The organism is Chryseobacterium sp. G0201, from assembly GCF_003815655.1.
Classification (GTDB): domain Bacteria; phylum Bacteroidota; class Bacteroidia; order Flavobacteriales; family Weeksellaceae; genus Chryseobacterium.
This window is the reverse complement of sequence record NZ_CP033917.1, coordinates 1,997,855-2,017,991: the sequence shown is the minus strand read 5'-3', so window position 1 is coordinate 2,017,991 and position 20,137 is coordinate 1,997,855. Positions and strand designations below refer to the sequence as shown.

At 33.1% G+C, this 20,137-nt stretch carries 15 protein-coding genes; 5 read left to right on the top strand and 10 right to left on the bottom strand.

The window, feature by feature from the left end:
• Positions 1 to 4: 4 nt before the first annotated feature.
• From nadD to EG348_RS09110, 4 genes are all read left to right on the top strand, one after another.
• Entirely contained in the window at positions 5 to 589 is a 585-nt protein-coding gene (nadD, locus tag EG348_RS09125) for a nicotinate (nicotinamide) nucleotide adenylyltransferase (protein ID WP_123982632.1), read from the top strand.
• Positions 590 to 672: 83 nt separating this feature from the next.
• Entirely contained in the window at positions 673 to 1,011 is a 339-nt protein-coding gene (locus EG348_RS09120; RefSeq protein WP_123982630.1) for a DUF3817 domain-containing protein, read from the top strand.
• 243 nt (positions 1,012 to 1,254) lie between these two features.
• Positions 1,255 to 3,516, top strand: a complete 2,262-nt coding sequence (locus EG348_RS09115; protein ID WP_123982628.1) for a TonB-dependent receptor domain-containing protein — start codon at positions 1,255 to 1,257, stop codon at positions 3,514 to 3,516.
• Between the two features lie 78 nt (positions 3,517 to 3,594).
• Entirely contained in the window at positions 3,595 to 4,485 is an 891-nt protein-coding gene (locus EG348_RS09110) for an alpha/beta hydrolase (protein WP_123982626.1), read from the top strand.
• A gap of 14 nt (positions 4,486 to 4,499) precedes the next feature.
• Here the strand turns inward: EG348_RS09110 and EG348_RS09105 are convergent, their stop codons facing one another.
• From EG348_RS09105 to EG348_RS09060, 9 genes are all read right to left on the bottom strand, one after another.
• Positions 4,500 to 6,257: a discoidin domain-containing protein gene (locus tag EG348_RS09105; RefSeq protein WP_123982624.1), complete on the bottom strand. Its 1,758-nt coding sequence runs from the start codon at positions 6,255 to 6,257 to the stop codon at positions 4,500 to 4,502.
• A gap of 428 nt (positions 6,258 to 6,685) precedes the next feature.
• Positions 6,686 to 7,129, bottom strand: a complete 444-nt coding sequence (locus EG348_RS09095) for a hypothetical protein (protein ID WP_123982622.1) — start codon at positions 7,127 to 7,129, stop codon at positions 6,686 to 6,688.
• Positions 7,130 to 7,133: 4 nt separating this feature from the next.
• On the bottom strand, positions 7,134 to 10,490 hold the full coding sequence (locus EG348_RS09090; RefSeq protein WP_123982620.1) for a DUF6443 domain-containing protein: 3,357 nt from the start codon (positions 10,488 to 10,490) through the stop codon (positions 7,134 to 7,136).
• A 6-nt stretch (positions 10,491 to 10,496) separates the two neighbouring features.
• Complete coding sequence (locus EG348_RS09085) at positions 10,497 to 13,574, bottom strand: hypothetical protein (protein WP_123982618.1); 3,078 nt, start codon at positions 13,572 to 13,574, stop codon at positions 10,497 to 10,499.
• A 16-nt stretch (positions 13,575 to 13,590) separates the two neighbouring features.
• Entirely contained in the window at positions 13,591 to 15,177 is a 1,587-nt protein-coding gene (locus EG348_RS09080) for a T9SS type A sorting domain-containing protein (protein WP_123982616.1), read from the bottom strand.
• 518 nt (positions 15,178 to 15,695) lie between these two features.
• Positions 15,696 to 16,370, bottom strand: a complete 675-nt coding sequence (locus tag EG348_RS09075) for a hypothetical protein (protein WP_123982614.1) — start codon at positions 16,368 to 16,370, stop codon at positions 15,696 to 15,698.
• A gap of 340 nt (positions 16,371 to 16,710) precedes the next feature.
• Positions 16,711 to 17,634, bottom strand: coding sequence for a citrulline utilization hydrolase CtlX (gene ctlX, locus EG348_RS09070; protein ID WP_123982612.1), 924 nt, complete (start codon positions 17,632 to 17,634; stop codon positions 16,711 to 16,713).
• A 62-nt stretch (positions 17,635 to 17,696) separates the two neighbouring features.
• Positions 17,697 to 18,098 carry a four helix bundle protein gene (locus tag EG348_RS09065; RefSeq protein WP_123982610.1) on the bottom strand — a complete coding sequence of 134 codons (402 nt, stop codon included), beginning with the start codon at positions 18,096 to 18,098 and terminating at the stop codon, positions 17,697 to 17,699.
• 128 nt (positions 18,099 to 18,226) lie between these two features.
• A complete protein-coding gene (locus EG348_RS09060) occupies positions 18,227 to 19,141 on the bottom strand; it encodes a dimethylarginine dimethylaminohydrolase family protein (protein WP_123982608.1) in 915 nt (304 codons plus the stop codon).
• A gap of 327 nt (positions 19,142 to 19,468) precedes the next feature.
• Here EG348_RS09060 and EG348_RS21655 point away from each other — a divergent pair, with 327 nt between their 5' ends.
• The gene (locus EG348_RS21655) at positions 19,469 to 19,615 is read left to right on the top strand and encodes a hypothetical protein (RefSeq protein ID WP_157885965.1); all 147 of its coding nucleotides are present in this window, start codon (positions 19,469 to 19,471) and stop codon (positions 19,613 to 19,615) included.
• Between the two features lie 58 nt (positions 19,616 to 19,673).
• Here EG348_RS21655 and EG348_RS09055 read toward each other — a convergent pair whose 3' ends face one another.
• Complete coding sequence (locus EG348_RS09055) at positions 19,674 to 20,051, bottom strand: winged helix-turn-helix transcriptional regulator (protein ID WP_123982606.1); 378 nt, start codon at positions 20,049 to 20,051, stop codon at positions 19,674 to 19,676.
• Positions 20,052 to 20,137 lie beyond the last annotated feature (86 nt).

Below are 20,137 nucleotides of genomic sequence, written 5' to 3'. Positions count from 1 at the left end.
ATTCATGAAAAAAATAGGCTTATTTTTCGGTTCGTTTAATCCAATTCATATTGGGCATCTGATTTTGGCTAATTATATTTTAGAAAATTCAGATATGGAAGAATTGTGGTTTGTGGTAAGTCCACAAAACCCTTTTAAGGATAAAAAATCTTTATTGAAAGACCATAACAGACTGGATATGGTACAACTTTCCATTAAAAATTATCCGAATATGAGAGCTTCCAATGTGGAATTTTCTCTTCCAAAGCCGAGTTATACGATTGACACATTGACTTATCTTCACGAAAAACACCCAGACTATTCTTTTAGTTTAATTATGGGTGAAGATAATCTGAGCAGTTTACACAAGTGGAAAAACTATGAAACGTTGATCAAAAATCATCATATTATTGTGTATCCAAGAGTTTTTGATGGGGAGAAAAAAGATTCCGAATACCTTCAAAATGAAAATATTTCTTTAATTAAAGCTCCGGTTATCGAGCTCTCTGCAACGGAGATCCGAACCATGATCAAAGATGGTAAAAATGTAAGACCCATGCTGCCACCAGAAGTTTTTGATTATTTGGATGGTAGTAATTTTTATAAGTAAATTTGCACACAGGAAGAAGGTTTTAGAAATTAGGGTTTAGATTTTAATTCATACCTTAAAATTCATCATTCATAACTCAAAAAATGGACTTCATCGATAAAATTTTCTCAAAATATTCTCAGGAAAAAATCATTAAATGGTTTAAACAAATCTGCGTTGCAGAAGCACTTTCCTGTGTTTTATTATATGGTGTTGCCATGATATGGATTCGTTATGATGAAAATTTATATTCCATCATCTTCATTAGTGTAATCGGAAGTCTTCATGGACTTTTCTTCACGCTTTATCTTTTACTTTGTCTTCCGGCAAGAAAAATTTATAATTGGGATGATGAAGATTTTGTCTTCGCATTATTGTCCGCTTTTTTCCCTTTCGCTACTATCTGGGTTGATAAAAAATTAGCCCGTTTCGATAGAGAATAAAATTATTTTTCTAAAATTTTACATTTCTCTGTAACAAAATCCTTGTTACAGTTGTCTTATTATGTAGAAAATCAAAGTACATCAAAATTTTTATTTAAATTTTAACCACTGTAAATCAACATGTTAAAATAAGTATAAAAATATTTTTACTACTTTGTATTGCAAGATACTAAATTAATTATATATCTTTGCAATATCAAATAATAACATATACAAGCTATTAAACTCTCTAAAACGATTATCATGAAAACTCAAATTCTTATCGCAGCTATATTTTTCAGCGGATTGACCTTCGCACAGGAAAAAAAATCAGATACCTTAAAAACTAAAAGTATAGAAGGAGTAACCTTAACGAAGCAGGTTTTCAAAAAACAAAGTGATCGTTTTGTTTACGATGTTGCCGCTTCGCCTGTTACAAAAGGAAATACAACTTTTGATCTACTAAAGCAAACTCCTCTACTTTCTTCTACTGATGACAAAACATTGAGAATTGCAGGAAAAAGTAATGCTTTAATCTATATCAATGGTAGAAAAACCAATATGGATGCAGATTCATTAGTTCAATTCTTAAAAAATACTCCTGCAGAAAACATCCAGAAAATTGAGGTAATCACCGTTCCGGGAAGTGAATATCAGGTTGAATCTTCAGATGGGATCATCAATATCGTTTTAAAGAAAAAAATGAGCGATGGTTTGAGCGGAAACATGAGAATGTCTAATACTCAAAACAAATTCAACGGAAGCAACGCAAGTTTTTCTGCCAACTATAGAAAAGATAAATTAGGAATCAGTGCAAATTTAAGCGGCGGAGAAAATATTAATCCTCAAAGTTATATTTTAAGAAACGGGACAAGTACGGTTAAAAACGAATCAACAGGTAACATTGATGATCCAAACAAAAACATAGGAGGTTATTTAAATATTGATTATCAATTGACTGAGAAAAGCAATTTAGCTTTAACATGGAATTCCTGGGCAAATAAAAGCTACAATTCTACCATTAATTTAATTAATAAAATAACAAAATATGATAAAGAAGGAAATCTACTTACCACAGATTATAACCGTACGCAGAACAAGGAAGATGCCCGCAACTACAATAATTCTGTAAACTTAAATTATGAATTAAAAACTGATTCTCTGGGAAGTAAATTAAACTTGAATGCGGCTTATCTTAATTATAAGAGATTCCAATATTCTGATAATAACACTTTGGTTGACAATACATTTGGGCAACTTATACAGCCGGAACAAAAAATAACTCAGGACATTCCTCAAATTATCAATAACTTCTCTGCAACTGTAGATTATATTCAAAAATTAAAAAATGATTTTACAGTTTCACTAGGAGGAAATTTTAACAAAACTAAAACAGACAACGATACAAAAAACTATACTTATTTTTACGATACAGACGGAAATCTAGCCAGTACCAAACCAGATTTCAACCACTTTATTTATGATGAGAATATATATGGAGCTTATTTAACTTTTGAAAAAAAGTTCTCGGATAAATTGTCCGGAAAAGTTGGTGCGAGATATGAGATCACAAGAAGTTTAGGAACTGCAGACAATCCTCAAAACGAGGTAGAAGCAATGAAATACCAAGAAATTAAAAGAAATTATAATAATCTTTTACCTTATTTAAGCTTCAATTATGCGATCAATGATAAAAATAATATTTCATACGCATTTTCAAGCAGAATGAGAAGACCTAGTTTCTGGGAGCTAAATCCTGTGAAAAATATCATTACAAAAGATAATTATACTCAAAACAATCCATTTGTAAAGGCTTCTTCTGTGTATAATCAGGAACTGACATACATGTATAAAAACTCTTATTTCTTGATTTTGAACCATTCATTATTCAAAGATGCAATAACTCAAGTTCCTTTACAGAGAAAATATCAGGAAGGTGGTGTTGAAAAGCTACAACTTGCTTATATCAGAACCAATTTTGGAACAAAGCAGGAAATGTCTGCAATGGTGGGAATTCAAAAGACCTTATTTAAACAATATTTGACTACGAACTTTAATATTGGTGTTCAGCATAATATTAATGATGGCTTTTTGAACACAGATCCAACAACAGGACAGGTTTTTGATGATTATATTAATACTTCAAAATCAACAAGCTTAGTTATTCAAACCAACAATACATTACGTTTAGACAAAAAGAAAACTTGGTTCTTGGGAGTTAATTACTTCTTCGTTGATAAGCAACAAATTGAACTTGGAGTGTTGAAAAACTTAATGAGTTTAGATTTAAGCTTAAAGAAAAACTGGAACGACTGGACTTTTGCAGTAAACGTAAATGATGTACTAAGAACAAATGTTGTTGAGATTGAAGATACGCAAGCCAACGGAAACTACAACTACATCAAAAATGACCAATACAGACAATCAATGACCGTAAGCATCACTTATAACTTTGGAAACCAAAAAGTAAAAAAAGTAAGAGATATTGAAAGTGCTTCCGATGCAATCAAAAACAGAACAAGATAGGAAACAATCATTCTTCATATAAATTATTTTGTACAGTAACTCGTTGAGAAATCAGCGAGTTTTTTATCTTTAATACGTATGAAAAACTTAATTATAATTCTCGGATGTTTCTCTATGCTACTGTTCAATACAAGCTGCAGAAAAAAAACGATAAATCTCGGTAAGGAAATCTCTTTCGAAAGCCAAGAAAACATCTCTTACGGAAAAGATCCTGAACAAAAAATGGATCTTTATATCCCTAAAAACAATTCAACTTCAAAGTCGGATGTCTTTATCATGATCCATGGCGGCGGATGGCGTGGTGGGGAGAAATCAAATTTATCTTTCTTTACCTTATCCATGATGAAGAAATTCCCGAATCATATTTTTGCTAATATTAATTATCGACTGGCTTCAACTTCGCGTTTTGCAATCCCAAATCAGACCGATGACATCAACAATGCGCTTCTCTATTTAGAAAAAACATTACACTATAAGCCTAAATTTATTCTTCTAGGAAACAGTGCCGGCGGGCATTTATCAATGCTTTATGCTTATAAATTTGATCAGGATAAAAAAGTAAAAGCAGTTATCAATATTGTTGGACCATCAGATTTGTCTGATCCCAATTTTAAAACATATTCAGATTATTCTTTTGTTGAAAAACATTTAGTTGATCCCAAAAGTCTTTCTTCCAATGTATCAATGATGAATTTTGCCAGTCCGACCCATTGGATAACACAAACCTCAGCTCCAACACTTTCTTATAATGGAAATAGTGATCAGGTCATTCCGTTATCACAAAAAGAAATATTAGATTCTCTTTTAAATAAAAACAAGATCATTAATGGATCTTTCGAATTCAATGGCGGACATCTCGATTGGGATAAAGAAAATAATGCTTCTTTTTTAATGACTAAAATTGATGCATTTTTGAAAAAAATCGACCACAAAAAACCCTCAGAAACTAATTCTGAGGGTTGGAAATAAATATATTTTAAATTTTATTCTGACTTTACGACTTCCGTTCTTTCCGAAATTCCATTAGCATTAAAAGCTTCGATCTGGAAATAATAAGAATCTACTCTGTCTGCTCCGGTGAAGAAATATTCATTCTTACCGTAAACCATGATACTTCCGTATAATTTATCCGGAGATTTCCCCCAATAGATCACATATCCGTCTGCATCCTGATTTTGTTGCCACTTCATCCAGATGCTTCTTCTTTCACCAAATTTTTTAGCGTCAGCTCTCAGAGGAACAAAGTTTTCAACCTTTGCGGGTTTTGCACCTTCTCCTTTTCCGAATACTCTGAAACCGCTTAATGCAAATTTTCCTGTTGGCATTTTTAAGTTTTCCATTTTCAGGAATCTCGCTTTGGCAGGTTTTTCCAGTTCTACATAATCGTGAGGAACGTCTTTGGTATTTTTACTTTTATCAACAATAACATTCCATTTTTTACCGTCGTTTGAACCGTAAATTTTATACTGATGCATTTTGCCTAAAGTTTTACCTAAAAACTCAACATCCTGATCTGCATAATTGATCTGAATCGCATTGATCGTAGAAATTTCTCCTAAGTCAGTTTGAAACCATTCTCCCGAATTTCCTGTTTTTGCACTCCAATAGGTCTTGATATCTTCATCCACAGCCATATTCGATTGATAACCACCCAAAGTAGATGAAACCTGAACAGGTTTATTATAATTCAACAACATCCAGCCTGCAAATAATCCTTTAGAAAAATCTTTTCCCTGAGCATATTGCGGAAGAAATGTAGGATAATCACCATAAGCCGTATTGGTGTACATAACATCGTCTTTATCAAATCCGGCAGGCCAAATCCCTAATCTTCTTTCAAAATTATTTTTAGTTGAAATAAATATTGTTGAAACGTGCCACCAGTTTTTGAAATTATCTTCAAAAGTTGCTCCATGTCCAGCACCTCTCGCAAAACCTCCCGGTTTATAAGAAAACGGATTGTGTTGCTGATATTCGTAACCTTCCAAAGGATTTTTACTTACATACACACCATCAGAATAACCGCTGAATTCTGTTGCCGGAGCACCGTACTGCATATAATATTTTCCGTTGTGTTTTGTAACCCAAGCACCTTCCACAAAAGGTTGTAAGAAAACATTGTCATTATATTCTCCGAAACGTTCCCAGCCGTGATCTTCAGGTTTTAATCTTAAAATAGGTTTCACAAAACCTTCAGACTGTAAATTTTTCACTTTAACTTCTGTACCTAATAAAGGCCATTCGTTGCTTGAACCCCAATATAAATACAGTTTATTTTTATCCTCATCATAATGAAAAGCTGGATCCCAAGCTCCGACTTTCAATGTATCAACGGCAATATGCCAATCATCTTTTGTTGGATTTGTACTTTTCCAGATCGGGAAATCCTGTTCCCAAGTTGAGCCGTACACATACAAAGTATCTTTCATTGCCCAAACTGCAGGAGCATTAAGATCGTGAGTATATTTGTTGTCTCTAAGGAATTTTCTTTTCACAAATTTCCAATCCAGCATATCATCGCTGTACCAATATCCCTCCTGATTGGTTGAAAAAAGGAATAATTTATTTTTAAAATTAACGATCACCGGATCAGCTGTCGCACGATGTTTCCCCTGACTCGAAAAATTCTTGAACGGCGTATATCCATAATCAATATTGATCGGATTACAGAATGTTTTCTGCTGAGCGTTAATAAAAAAGAATGGCAACAGCGCCATCAATAGCATAATTTTCGTTTTCATAAGCACTTTTTACTTCATCCCGTTAATAAATAATATTTTAAATTGAATTTTTACAAAGTTAAATGATTTTTTTAGGTTTTCTCCATATGAACCCATCTAAAAGATAGTGCGTTAACTGAGGAACAACTAACAACGGAACCACAAACTGAAACCAATTTAATGAAATATTAATATTAAATGAAAAATATTCGCGCCAAATTAAAATTTACCATAAAAATTCCTCAAAAAAAAGCAAATCCAATAATTACAGCGATAAATAGAAACCCTCTGAGAAATTCAGAGGGTTTCTATTTTATTTTTTTACAGTTATAATAAAACAACAATGATGAAAGAATACACATTGCTACTTCTTTTTTTAGCTTCGTTTATGGTGGGTTATTTTTATTTACTCAAAGTCACAGACTTTGCGCAGCGGGGGTAATTCTAATTTAATTAATTCTCATTTGATTAGAGAATCTTATAATCCACTTATTTTGATAGTAGAACAAATAGATAGCCCTATACTTATTATCAAGAGTGAGCTCAACACATGTTTTTGTATTTTCTCCTTGAATATTCATAGTGTATTTATTATTCTTATCCATTCTATATATTAGCATATCTGAATATTCATCAGGTTTTTTATCATTTGTTATAACTAGCTTATTAAAAATCTCTTTTTGATTAATAGTAATATGTATTCTATCATTAAAATTATTTTCAAGATAGACTATAAAATAGTTTTTACTTTTTCCTTTTTTAGGTAATACATATTTACTTGATTTATTATATTGAATTTCAAAGTTATTTCCACATAAGCTCTGCTGACTGTAATTATCATAGCTTTTACAACTAAATAATAGACATATTAAAATAAAAAAATATACTTTCATAATTTTATGGATTTTGTGATTGTTGAGGTTGCTGAGCTTCTATATTACGATCCATCGTGTTAAATTGTCCCGGAGTTAAACTTGTACCATTAGCATCTACATTATAATTAGAATTAGGATTTGCTCCTGAATTTAATAGATTACTTTTAATTGCAGTTGGTTGTACAGTTGGTGAATTTTGATTAATATCAGAAACATGATCTCTATTTTCCCAAGGGTGATCCAGTCCAGCTGCATGTGCAGCCTCATGATTAAATGATCTTGTTATATCGCTAGTATTCCTCCTAGAACCATCAACTGTACCAGTAGCTGAAAAAGTATTTGTTTGAGACTCTCCTAAGGTTGCTGTTACACCTCCTCTATATCTTAATTGTTCTTCTCCATTTTCGTTAGTTACAATCTCACTTGTCACATTTACTAAACTAGTTCTCATAGTTGAGTTATTAGAAACTATTAACTCTGCTGTTGCTCCATCAGCTCCAAATGTAGTTGAAAAATCTGTTTTTATGGCATCAACTATCCTACTAAATTGTCTTTCATTGAGTGATGCATCATTTGCAATTGAAACAGTAAGTTGTCGATGCGTAGTTACTCCTTGATTATTTTTTGTAGTCACCCATTCCAACCCTTCCAATTCACGACCATCAATCACCCTATTTTCAGAAAAATTATAATGAGATTGATAAGCATACTTTTCGCTCAAAGGATCAATATTGAAGAATCTTCCAAGCGAAGGATCATAATTTCTCCATTTAAAAGAATTCCAACCGGTATGAACTTGTTTTTCCTGAGACTGAAAACTATACTTATAATTAGGAGTAACTGTTGATGCAGGAATAGCCCCATGCTCAAATCCAAATGGATAAAAATCAACGGCATCATCTATTACGGCATTTCCTCCAGCATCTTTATAATAGGAAACTCTAATGTTTCCAACCTGATCTTTGTACTGATAAATATACTTATTATTTTCAAAACTATAAAACCCTTCTGTAGTAGATACAAATTTTAAATCTGATGCGATTGATCCCATTGAGCTATGCTCATAATTAAAACCATCCAAATAATCCGTATTAATTACTGTTGAAAGTTTTTTGTATTGTTTTGTAAGTTTAGTTCCATCAGCACTATAGATATGATTTAGGGTATACCCTGCGCCAATTGCAGAATTCATTTGAATATAATTAGGCAGATTGAGGAAATTATAATCTATTTGTTTTATCTTTTTATCAAGCATGCTGGTCATATTGCCATTGGTATCATAGGTAATTGTATTCCCTCCCCCTTTATAACCATCACTATTTCCTGTCGCATCTGTTATCGTAACAAGTTTGTTGCCTTGATAATTATATGTTAAATTATCAATCATTTCAGTAATTGATGCACTTTCTAATCTTTTTTTTCCACGTGCTAGGGTTGTAATATTCCCATTATGATCATATTCTACATTTTCATAATAATCGACATTTAAAGTAGTAGATAACGGCTGATAACTTTTCCCATATGTAAGCCTGTTAAGACCATCATATTTATATGTATATCTTTTCAGGATACCATCGGTTGCTGTTTTCCAATCAACCTCAGAGATATTTCCATTATATTTAGGCTCTTGAATTCCCAATAATGGCTCAGGATCGTTATACTTTATTTCATATCCAAATAATTTCCCACCTAAATTTGTAGGGTTATTGATTTTAGTTAACCAGCCTCTGATATTGTAGGCATAATCAATGGTTTGAAGTGGCGTTGCAATATTTGTCCCACCTACTTTTTTAGATTCTAACTGAGAAAGTTCATTGTATTTATTTTGAGCTAAAATTTCCTCAGTATTATTATCTATCTTATGTTTGTGAACAAGTAATCTATTTTGATGATCGTATTCAAGAGTCTCTGTGATTACTTTTTCAGTATCCGAATTTAATCTTTTGTGGCGGGTTATATTTTGTTTTGTAGCTCCAGCAAAATCAAGTTCAGATTTTGTTTCTGTAAATCCACCCAAATGATTTATAGAATACGTTCCGACAACTCTTCCTCTGGTGTCATAATATGAGTAGTTTTTTGTCCAATTATCATCCTCAATATTTTTAACCAAACTCATCACAGGAAGTCCTTTGGTACTTTTACCTGTAGTTGCAGGATTATCTGTTAAAGTCAGTCCGAAAATATCGGTTGGAAAAGTTGGATTGAAGCTGTAATTTGGATAAGTATCGTAATAAGTCAATGACAATAATGTCACCCAATTTGAAGAGTTTGGATAACTACTGTCCTGACTTCCGTAATACACATCTACTCCCTGCCTGTTGAAAGGGGCTACTGTTACTCTGTTAACATTATTAGAACCAAAACCGTCAACTGTATTTTGTTCAACACTTCTTTGGTAGCCAGTTCCTATTCCTGTAATGGCAACTCTTCCAAATTGATCATATTTTGTATATAACCACTGTCCTTTTCCTTTTAAAACAGTGTCTTGTTTTGCAACTAAACGATCCTGTTTATCGTACAGCATATATTCCCAACCTTTGCCTGGAAGTTTCTTTTCGACCAAACGATTTCTGCCATCATATCGGTATTGATAGCATAAATTATTCAGTATATCATCCGTTAAAGTCTGATACACTGCCGTTGGAGGGATGACAAATGCCAATTGGTTATACTCATTATACACATAATATGTATCGGCATGTTCAGTATCACTTAGCATTTTTCGTACTAAAAGTTTCTGCCCCTGTCCGTTTTTGAATTCTATGGTTTTGTTTCCATCTTCATCTATTACCGTATTTTTGTAGAGCTGACTGGGAGGGTATCCCCATAAATTTGTAAGAGTGCTTTTAGTAGCTCCATTTTCCCACGTAGTAGAAGTTGCAAATTTAAAAAGTTCATTGGTGATATTGGTATCATAACTAAATTTCACAGGTTTAGTACTCCAGTCAGTTCCAACCTGGATTTGTTGCTGGATTCTGTCTAAAGGTGAATTTTCTAAGATTTTTTCTGCATAGATTTTTTCATTTCCTAAAGGTGTGTTGGTAGCATTAGCCAATGGAGTCGGAACAATGGCTCCGTTTAAAGTCTGAGACTGTGGGACGGGTAAAAAGTCTTTTGTCTGTCTTCCGAAACTATCATATTCGATTTGAGTAACTACATCTCTTCCTAATGGCGATGCTTTTACATTCACTACCTGTTTTGGTCTTCCTAGTCCGTCAAAATACTGAACGGTATGGATTTGTTTTGCAGTTGAACTGCTTGTTGCTACTGGTTCAAGATACGTTCTGGTTTCAATATAATTTTCAGTGTTAGGCAGATTCTGTGCATGGGCTAAACTCGTGATAAGCAAAGCTCCAATTGGAATAATTATCTTTTTCATCCTGTGTTAGTTTTTGTAGTTGTATTTAAATTCTTTCAACAATTTTCCTGTTGCATCATTTTCTCTGATCTCTTTTAATCTATTAGCATTATCATAAATATAAACTTCTCTAATGCCTGATGGTGGAGTGATGCTTCTTACGCCAATCAATGGATCGTAGGTATACGTCGTTACTTGATAATTTGGAAGATTATTCTTGAATGTATTCAGAGTAGATAAAAATGAAGCTTCGTCATTATTTGGAGCGGCTAGAGCATCGGTATTGGATGCATTAACAATACTGTCAATAAAAGATTGTTGAATATCAGATAGTTTTGCGCCTTCTATTTTTGCAATAGGCTCTGTATTGTTATACCCCCATATAATAGAGATTGGAACACCATCTTTAGTAGTATACTGTTGCAATTTCCCTTTACTATCATATTTATTAAAGGTGAGTTCAGTAATAGTCGCATTGTTTTGAATATCATTGGTTAAAACCGATGTTGGGAATAAATGAGCTGGATTATCATACTTTTGCTCGATTATACTTATTACTTTACTATCTTTTTTAATTTCAGTCTCTAATGGAACACTTATCATATTTGCATCGATAAGTTTTTGGATTCCTTTTTCATGAGCATATTTATAAATTTTTTCCTGTGTAGAATTATCTGGAAAAGTTGTGATTTCAGAAGTTAATTGTGCATTGATTGGATTATCATATTTATAGTCTGTTGAGGTCGTTAATAAATTACCGTCTATAGTTTCTTCAACGGTTTCTTTATCTTTAAAAAATTGAGCAGAAATTAATCTTGAAAAACTAAATTCAAACTCTGCTTTTAACTCATTTGCAGGTATTCCGGACATCCAAATACCCGTCTGATTATTAATAGTTGTCTGTAATTTCTGAACGAACAATTTATATGATGTATATTGAGACTCGTTTTGTTTAAGCAACGTTGGAAATCCTCCACCAGGCCCGGGATACATTGCATCACTAATATCTATAGGAGTATCCAAAAATGTGTAATGATTGGTTATCTTTTTGTAAGGAGCCGTTTCATTAGCTCTGAAGTATGAAACTTTTAGAGGGAGATTTCTTTTCCAATCATAAGAAATATTAGTCATGTAGTAAGCTGGTGTGTAGCCTGTATCTCCAATAACATCTTCAAAGTAACTGTATTCAGTAACCGTTTTACCTAAATTTTCATTTGTAGGATTAACATTTTCTTCTGTAATTTTTGAATAATAAACCGGAAAGCCGTTGAATCCCATTAAATCATTAATTGATGTTGAAGAAAAAACGTTGAAACGATAAAGAAGTGGCTTAGGTAAAAATGGTGTTGACTGTGGATATGCATTCGTTGCTTCAAAAGTTACATATTGAGGGTCTGTATAAAGATAGCCATTATCATAGGTTATATTTTTCTTGATACTCCCTCCATTACTATCATTCTTAGTAATAGATGCAATTCTTAGCCCTCCAACGTTTCCGCTGTTTACAGTATTTAATTCATACCCATATTGTTCATTACCTCCAGTTGGAAAAGTAACCTCTTTTAAAACGGTTAATTTTGTCTTTTCCAAATCAGGATACTTATAGCTATTACCAATTTCTTCGATTAATTGGGATTTGCCCATTAGATGACCATAATGTGCTGGTTTACCGTTATAGAACCCCCAATGATCTTTGCTATCTTGAATTGATTTATTAGGTAAGATATTGTCAACCGAATTGAAATATCCGAATTTATAGCTTGCATCATTATTCTCGAAAGAATCAAGTCTTAATCTTAGATATTTTGATACCTCCTGCAAACTACTTTGAGTTGTGCTGTTTTGTCCAAAATAGGATTGATGAAAGTTTATAGTATTTATGGTTCTACCGGATTCATCTAGTATTAAAATTTTAGACAATGATTTTGGAGCATTAGTTGTTTCATAATACAGGTCGTTACGGGGCAAATCAGAATAGATGAATCTTGCAATAACCTTGTTGTTTAAAGAAATACTCTCTATTTTTTTTGTTTTAATTTTTTGTTGGCTGGTCTCTTCATTATCAAAATATCCATTCGTGATAGGTGTAAAGTTAAAGTTACCTGAATTTGGGATTGTATTTACACTTCTTCTAATTTTCCAAACTTTCGGACCATATTTAATATACTCAACAGTTGAATAAGTAAAATCTATAACATCATTTGAGTTTGTTGTGATTTTACTTAAGAGTAATGAGTATGAATAATTATTACTTCTAGGACCGTTTGATGGTACAGGAGAGCCAGCGCTAAAATATTTGATAGTGTTACTTAAAGATTGTGTTATTTCATCCGCTCGATCATTAAAATAAAACGTATTTCCTTGAGTATCAGTTATTGTATTTTCAGTTATTTTTTCCTTGGTAAACGGAATACTTTTAATTTGAAAAAGATCCCCATGAAAAAATTTGCCTGATCCGTTTGGGTATTTATAATAAAAAATATCGGCTTCGCTTTCTGCGTCTTGATAAACAGTATTTGCAGACTGAAATGGCCAAATACCATTTCCCCCCGGAAGAGGAATTCCCATCCCCTGATAATTGTAATGATTTCCATCAAAGCCATAATTTATTGATGGGTTACCAAAAATACCAAACATATATTTGTAATCCATATTACAGGCATCCTGGACAGTAGGAGAATTATAATCAACATCTGGACATTCCGGGAACAAAACTCTGTTACCAGATTGTCTGAATTCTCTGAAGCCCTGCTGATAATCAACATATCCTCGAACCTGTCTATATATTCTACCACCCACATCAAGATCCCATCCAAAACCTACATTAGAACTTTCCTCATTAACCTGAAAACCAGAGTTTTTGTAGCTGAGTGTAATAGGAATATCAACACTCTTTGTCTTGATTGTATACAAAGGAAGTTTTAAATCCAAAGCTCCACTTGTTTGGCTTACAGGAAAATCTATTGATGATATTAATTTTCCAACTTCAGGTGTTGGTTTAAGAAAATTAATATATTTATTAGTGAAACCATCCTGTGCTTTTAAAGTATTGACATTTCCTAAAATCGCAGCCAATAGAAGTGCACTTAATTTAACTTTTTTCATTTGAATCTATTTGTGTTTATTTTTTTATGAGCTTAGCGTTAGCCGTTTTATTCGTATCCGTTTTAATAACAATTAAATAAGCTCCCTGAATCAAAGCCTGAGTATTGATTTTCGTCACTTTATTCTTAGTTTTTAAACTTTGTAATTGTCTTCCTGACATATCATACAAAATAATTTCAGCATCTTTGAAATCAAAACCAATCTCAACATAAGTATAATCTGATACAGGATTCGGATAAATCTTAATGTCTTGTTTTACGATCAATTGATCAATTTGTTTGTCTCCAAGTTTAATGATTTTCCAATTTTCTTTGCCAAGCTCCTCAGCACTGGTGCCTGCTAGAACGATACTACCATCTCTATTGAACTTAATATCAGATAATCTTTCTTCTTTCTTACTTGACTCACCCTGAACGTGCTTTCTCCATTGTTCGTTGCCGTTTTCATCTAAATACAGCATCCAGAATTTCTCATCATCACTTTCAATTCTTCCTTCCGCCTGAGTATATCCTCCGATCAGCACTCCTTTGGTAGACTTCCCGCTTCCATCTTCCGACTCCCTGCTAAGAACACTCATTCCCATCAAAACATCTCTGTTTTTGAAATTGTAAGATTTCTGCCAGATTTCATCACCTTTTTCATTCAAAGAAATTAACCATAAATCCGTACCCTCTTCAATTCCAACAGTTTTATTTCCAGATCGCTCTGAACGGCTTTCACCTCCGATTAAGAATCCTTCCGATGTTAGTGCCAATGTTCTTAAATGATCGTCACCTTTTCCTCCAAAATTCTTTTCCCATTCAACTTTGCCTTCTTTCGAAAGTTTAATAATCCAATAATCTCCCTCTCCAAAATTCTCACTTTGCTTTGCAAAACTTCCGGCATCCATCTTCCCACTTCCAGCTATTTTTCCGCTTCTGGAATACATCCCTAGCAAAGCACCACCATCTCTAGTTGGAATCATTTTTTCAACTTCATCAAGACCTTTTCCGCCTAAAATTAATTGTGATGATTCTTTTCCGTTTTTGTCGAGTCTTACAATCAAAATATCCTTTGAACCGTAACCTTTAGCTGAATTCTGAACGTTACCAGCTATAAAGAATCCTAAATCTGTGGTCTGAATTACTGATCTTGCTTCTTCGTCGGCTGACGAGCCGATTGTTTTTTGCCAGATTTCATCTCCAAACTCATTAATTTTTATCAACCAGATTTCAGAACCTCCTTTAGAATCATCTTTTTTGTCAAGACCTTTTCCTGAATAAGATGTTCCTGCCAAAAGAAAACCTCCCTCTTGGGTGGCTACAGTTGCAGATAAGAAATCATGATTCTGGCCAGAGAAATATTTCTCCCAAACCTCTTCACCTTGTTGATTAAGCTTGACTAAGTGAAAATCGTAACCGTTATTCTGCTTACTGCCTCCTGCCTGAAGCTTATTGCTCTGAATGGAGCTTCCTGTAATTAAATACTGTCCGTCAATGGTTGTGGTAACCTGGCTCAGAAAATCCTGTGTATTAGATTTAATATCCTTCTGCCAAACCACTTCCTGAGAATACAATACAGCAGTAGTGCACACCATAAGTGCACCAATGTAAAGTTTTTTCATACTTGTGTTATTGTTAGTTTATATATGCTCTTGATTTCGAAGTTGCGCATAGAAAATGCACTCTTTTTGCAGAGTAATTCTTTTTCATTTTTGTGTTTTTATTTAATATTTTGCAAATCTAACATAATTTTCAATATCTATTGATCTGTTTTTTAAATATTTTAGCTTCATATCTCTTTGGTTTAATGTTGTCTATCAAAAATACACATGCGAAGCGACAGAATTTGGCGTATTATATCAGACCTTAGAAATTTTCTGTATTTAGAAAAAACAAAAAGGCGTGGAACTAAAGCCAATCTGTTACTGCGGTACCGCTAAGAACCGGGAAACCAGAAAGACTTCGCCCACGCCCATATGAGACGCAGGCGTAAGTCTATCTATTGGGTTTCTTTTTGAAAATTAGCGGTTTCCAGTAACCAATAAGATAGCTTACGCTGTGTTATCGTAAAATTTATAGCACGAATATATAGATAAAATAATAATCTTGCTACATACCCATACAATTTTGATCAATAAGGTTATACTTTTTGTTGACTATTACCCGCATTATTTCGAGAGCTATTCACCATAGCAATAAGATTATCTATCGTATATTCCGAAGCTTTCTGCTCCCCCTGAAAGATAATTTTACCCAATCTAGCAACTTCACCTATATAAATATAGAGTTCCTTATACAAGCCTTTATTGGCAGAAGTAAAGGCTTTTCTCTGCTGTTGAAAGTCTGTCTGCTCATTGCCTTTTGTAGTAATGGCATCAAAAGCATTTTGCAACGTGGTTTCAGTATCTGCTTTCATCCCGTTGGTGGTAAGCAATGCAGATTGAGAAGTGACGATCTCTTTTAATGATTTCAGAGATTGCAGTACTCCTTCAAAATTTCTTTTCTTCACTTTTTTAAGAATATCACTTGCCAATGAGGTTTTTACACCCGCCTTATCAAAAACCAAATTCAAAAGTTTCATTGGCTTGTTGAGTTCATTTCCCAACCGGTACAGCTCTTGGGTCGCTAATTTTTGTTGTTCGAGAACTGCATCACCTGTTTCTTTTGCTCTCAATTCATTGGCTTTATTTTGCATAGATGCTAAATATCCTGCACTGAACAAATGATTTTCCGCTTCAAATAAGTTCAAATCCCTACTAAAGCTGTTTAATAATGCATCTGCTATCGGAACATATTCTTCTTTAAGTATTCCCATAATTTTAAGATTTAAAAATTGAATATAAATATATCATTTTTCTTCGTCTTTTTTATGAGTCACTTCATTTTTAATCTACTATGGGAAAGATTATAGATTGTGCAATCTGTTTTTATTTTTGTAAAGAAAGGATAATGCTTATGACTTTTAAGATTTCCTGCGCTTAGCAGGATACTTGTTCTAGTGTACTGGATATTTATTCTACTGCTGAGAGTATTTGCTCTAGTACACTAGATTTAAGTTGTAAATATAAACTCTGTAATTTCTACAAACGAAAAATCAATTTCAAATAATAGATTCTTCATTGCTTTCATTTTGTTCAGAATGACAAATGAGAAGATTATTTTTTTGGCAAGAAAACCTCGGCAAGCATGCAACGTGCGCTTCCACCACCATTTACCTCAATTGTATTTAAATCCGAATAAATAATCTCACAGTATTTTTCAATTGCTGAAACCTGATTTTCATTTAAAGATTTAAATGCAGTCTGGCTCATCACCAAAAATTTTTCTCCGTCTTTATTCTGAACCTGTAGCATATTTCCTGCAAACTGCTGCATTTGCTCTTCAGAAATTTCAATAATTTCTTTTCCTGAATTTTTAATGGTTTCGATTACTTTGCTTCTTTCCAGTTCATTATCGATGCAGTCAAGACAAATTACAACGAATTTATCTGCAACACACATCATAACGTTTGTATGATAAATCGGAAGTCTTTCTGAACCTACCGTCTGAAAAGAATGAAAAACAACAGGTGTAAAGTCATATTTCTCACAAAATTCTCTGAACAATCTTTCATCCAATCTTAAAGAAACCGAACCGTAAGCCAATTTATTGTCGTGGTCGAAAATCATACTTCCTGTTCCTTCCAAAAAGTGACCTTGGATTTCCGGTAACGACCAGTCATCAATTTCAGAAACTTGAAAACCTTGTTCTTTTATTATTTCAATAATATCTTCTCTTCTTTCCACTCTTCTGTTAGAAGCGAACATCGGATACAAAACTACTTTTCCGTCTTTGTGGAAACTTACCCAGTTATTCGGGAAAATTGAATCTGGTGTGTGAGGATCTATTGTGTCTTTTACAGTGATCACATTGATTCCTTTACTTCTTAATTTCTCAACGAAAATATTAAATTCTGCCAAAGCCTTAGATTGAATATCAGAACCTTTCTGTTCAACCTGAAAATAATTGTTTTCCGCCGTTTCTGCATTGTAACCGAATGCAATCGGCTCTATCATTAATACTGTATCTGTTGTCTGCATCTGTTTTGAGTTTGAGGGTGTTTGGGTTTAAGAGTCTGAGTGTTTTAGTTTTTTAGTATAAATTATTTTTCTTCTTTATTTATTGACGAAAATGTACACCAACTTTGTGACTGACTCATCATATTGACCAACATCCCAATTATTTGATTATACTGATTGTTTAAATTATTAAATTGTTCTTCATTAATGTAATTACATTTTAGAGCAAATAGAAGCCATGTTTGAGTTTCTCTCGCTTCACCTTCAGAATCTGTAAGTTTTGCTACAAAAGATTTTTCATATTTTCTTTTTCCCCAAGCTTCACTGATATTTGCAGAAACTGACCTTGAAGATCTCCTGATTTGACCGGTCAGAGAATAAAGTTCCTCCTTAGAAAAAGACTTCGAAAGTTCAAAAATAATCATAGCAACATCAACCGATTTTTGAAAGACCTTCAGATCCTGATGAAATTTAATTATTGACATCTTTGTATTTTCAACTAAAATAGAAAAAAACAAATACTTTATAAACTCTTAAATCCTACATTTCCCTTATTCTCAAACTAATATTGTCCAACTCTTACACACTCCCACTCTAAAACCCTACTACACTGCTACTCCCTAACAAGTGGCATCGTTGAACAACGTAAAAGACCTCCCATTTTAGAAATTTCTCTGTAAGGAATTTCTTCGACGGTCATTCCCCATTCGTTTCTCAGGTGATTGTTCATTCTTGTGAATGTTTTGTCCGAAACTACAATTTCAGGAGAGATGGAAAAGATATTGGGAAACATTTCAAACATTTCTTCGTCTGTAACGTGGAAACAGTTTTCTTCACCAAAAATATCGATGATCAGACGGTAATCGCTTTCATCCACAAAACCATTTTTGTAAATAATGCACTTATCCTTTCCTATCGGGTTGAATGTACAATCTAAGTGCAAGATTCCTTCGTATGGAATTCTGTCATTTTTCTTTAATTCCAGATCAATAATTCTCTTTTTTGGAAAATATTCCTTTAGAATTTCAATCGCGTATTCGTTTGTTCTTGCAGTTTTATAATTTCTGTAATCTTCACTGAAACATGTCCCTATGAAAAGAAAATCATTCCAAACAATTACATCTCCGCCTTCAATATGGGCAGTTTCCGGAAGATTGATTATTGTTCTCCATGCTACTTTCTCGTAAACATTTTTATAAGCTTCCTGCTCGTCTGCTCTATCGGCAATTACGTTTGAAATGATCATTTTATCGTCGATCACAAAAGCTACATCTCTTGCGAAAACCTGATTGTAATCTTTAATGATACTCGGACGCAGCACTTCTACATCATATTTTTTTAAAACCGCTTCAAAAGCATTCATTTCATTGATGATATCCTCTTCTTTTGGATACATGTTGTTTTCGATTGAGTAATATGACTTGGCATCATAACTTTCCTCAAGCGTGGGAACGGGTCCCATTGAATTGGGTTGGCCTAAAACTACAGATCTCAGCCTTCCCGTTTCGTTTTTAATGTTTAGTTTCATAAAGATTTATGCAATACTACAAATATAAGTAAAGGTCTGTATTTAGGAAACTTTTGAGCTGTTTTATAAACAAGCTTTAATTTTATACTGCAAAATCTCAATTCTACAGTTTTTAGTTAAGTTTTTTTGAATTAAAGACAGATTTAATTGCTTTCGTCTAAGGTTTTGAAAGATAATTTTAAATATAACATATTGCTAATTATTAATTTACGTATAAAATTTAATAAACATTTAAAATAAATTCCTATCTTAGTGATATAATTTTCGCGAAAAATTAAAATTTAACTATTAACATCAAATCACAAAATCATGAACAAGAAAAATCCAGTGCTGAAACACGCACAAAAATTAGGAAGAGATCAACAAAAATCAATTGTAGGAGGCATCGCAATCGGTGGAGCAAGACGCTGCTGCGAATGGGATGACTCAGGAAAATGCTATATCTGGACATGCGACAGATGCCAATGTCCTTAATTAAAAATAAAAAACCTGCTCACAAAAGCAGGTTTTACTTTTATCTGACTATACTTTCTTAGCTTATTTCTTCTGAATTATTTTCTAATCGATTAAGAATAACCGTTCGAAGACGTTCTTCATTTTTATCTCCCCATTCACCCAAAACAGAAATTACCGGAATTAAAGTTTTACCAAATTCAGTAAGGCTGTACTCAACTTTTGGAGGAACAACAGGGTATATTTTCTTCGTAACAAGCTCATGATCTTCCAATTCTTTCAACTGAATATTCAAAACCCTACGGGAAGCATCCGGAATTTTCCTCTGCAACTCACTTGGTCGCAGAAAACCTTCATTGATAAACCATAACAAACGGATCTTCCATTTGCCATAAAGCACTTCACCAATTAGGTCAAGACCACAATTTAAATTAGGCGGAATTTTTCTTTCATACATACAACAAAATTAATCAATGTTCTAAAAACACCAATAGGGGAAAAATTTATCCCTATATGAATCGTATTTCCGTACTTGTATAAACC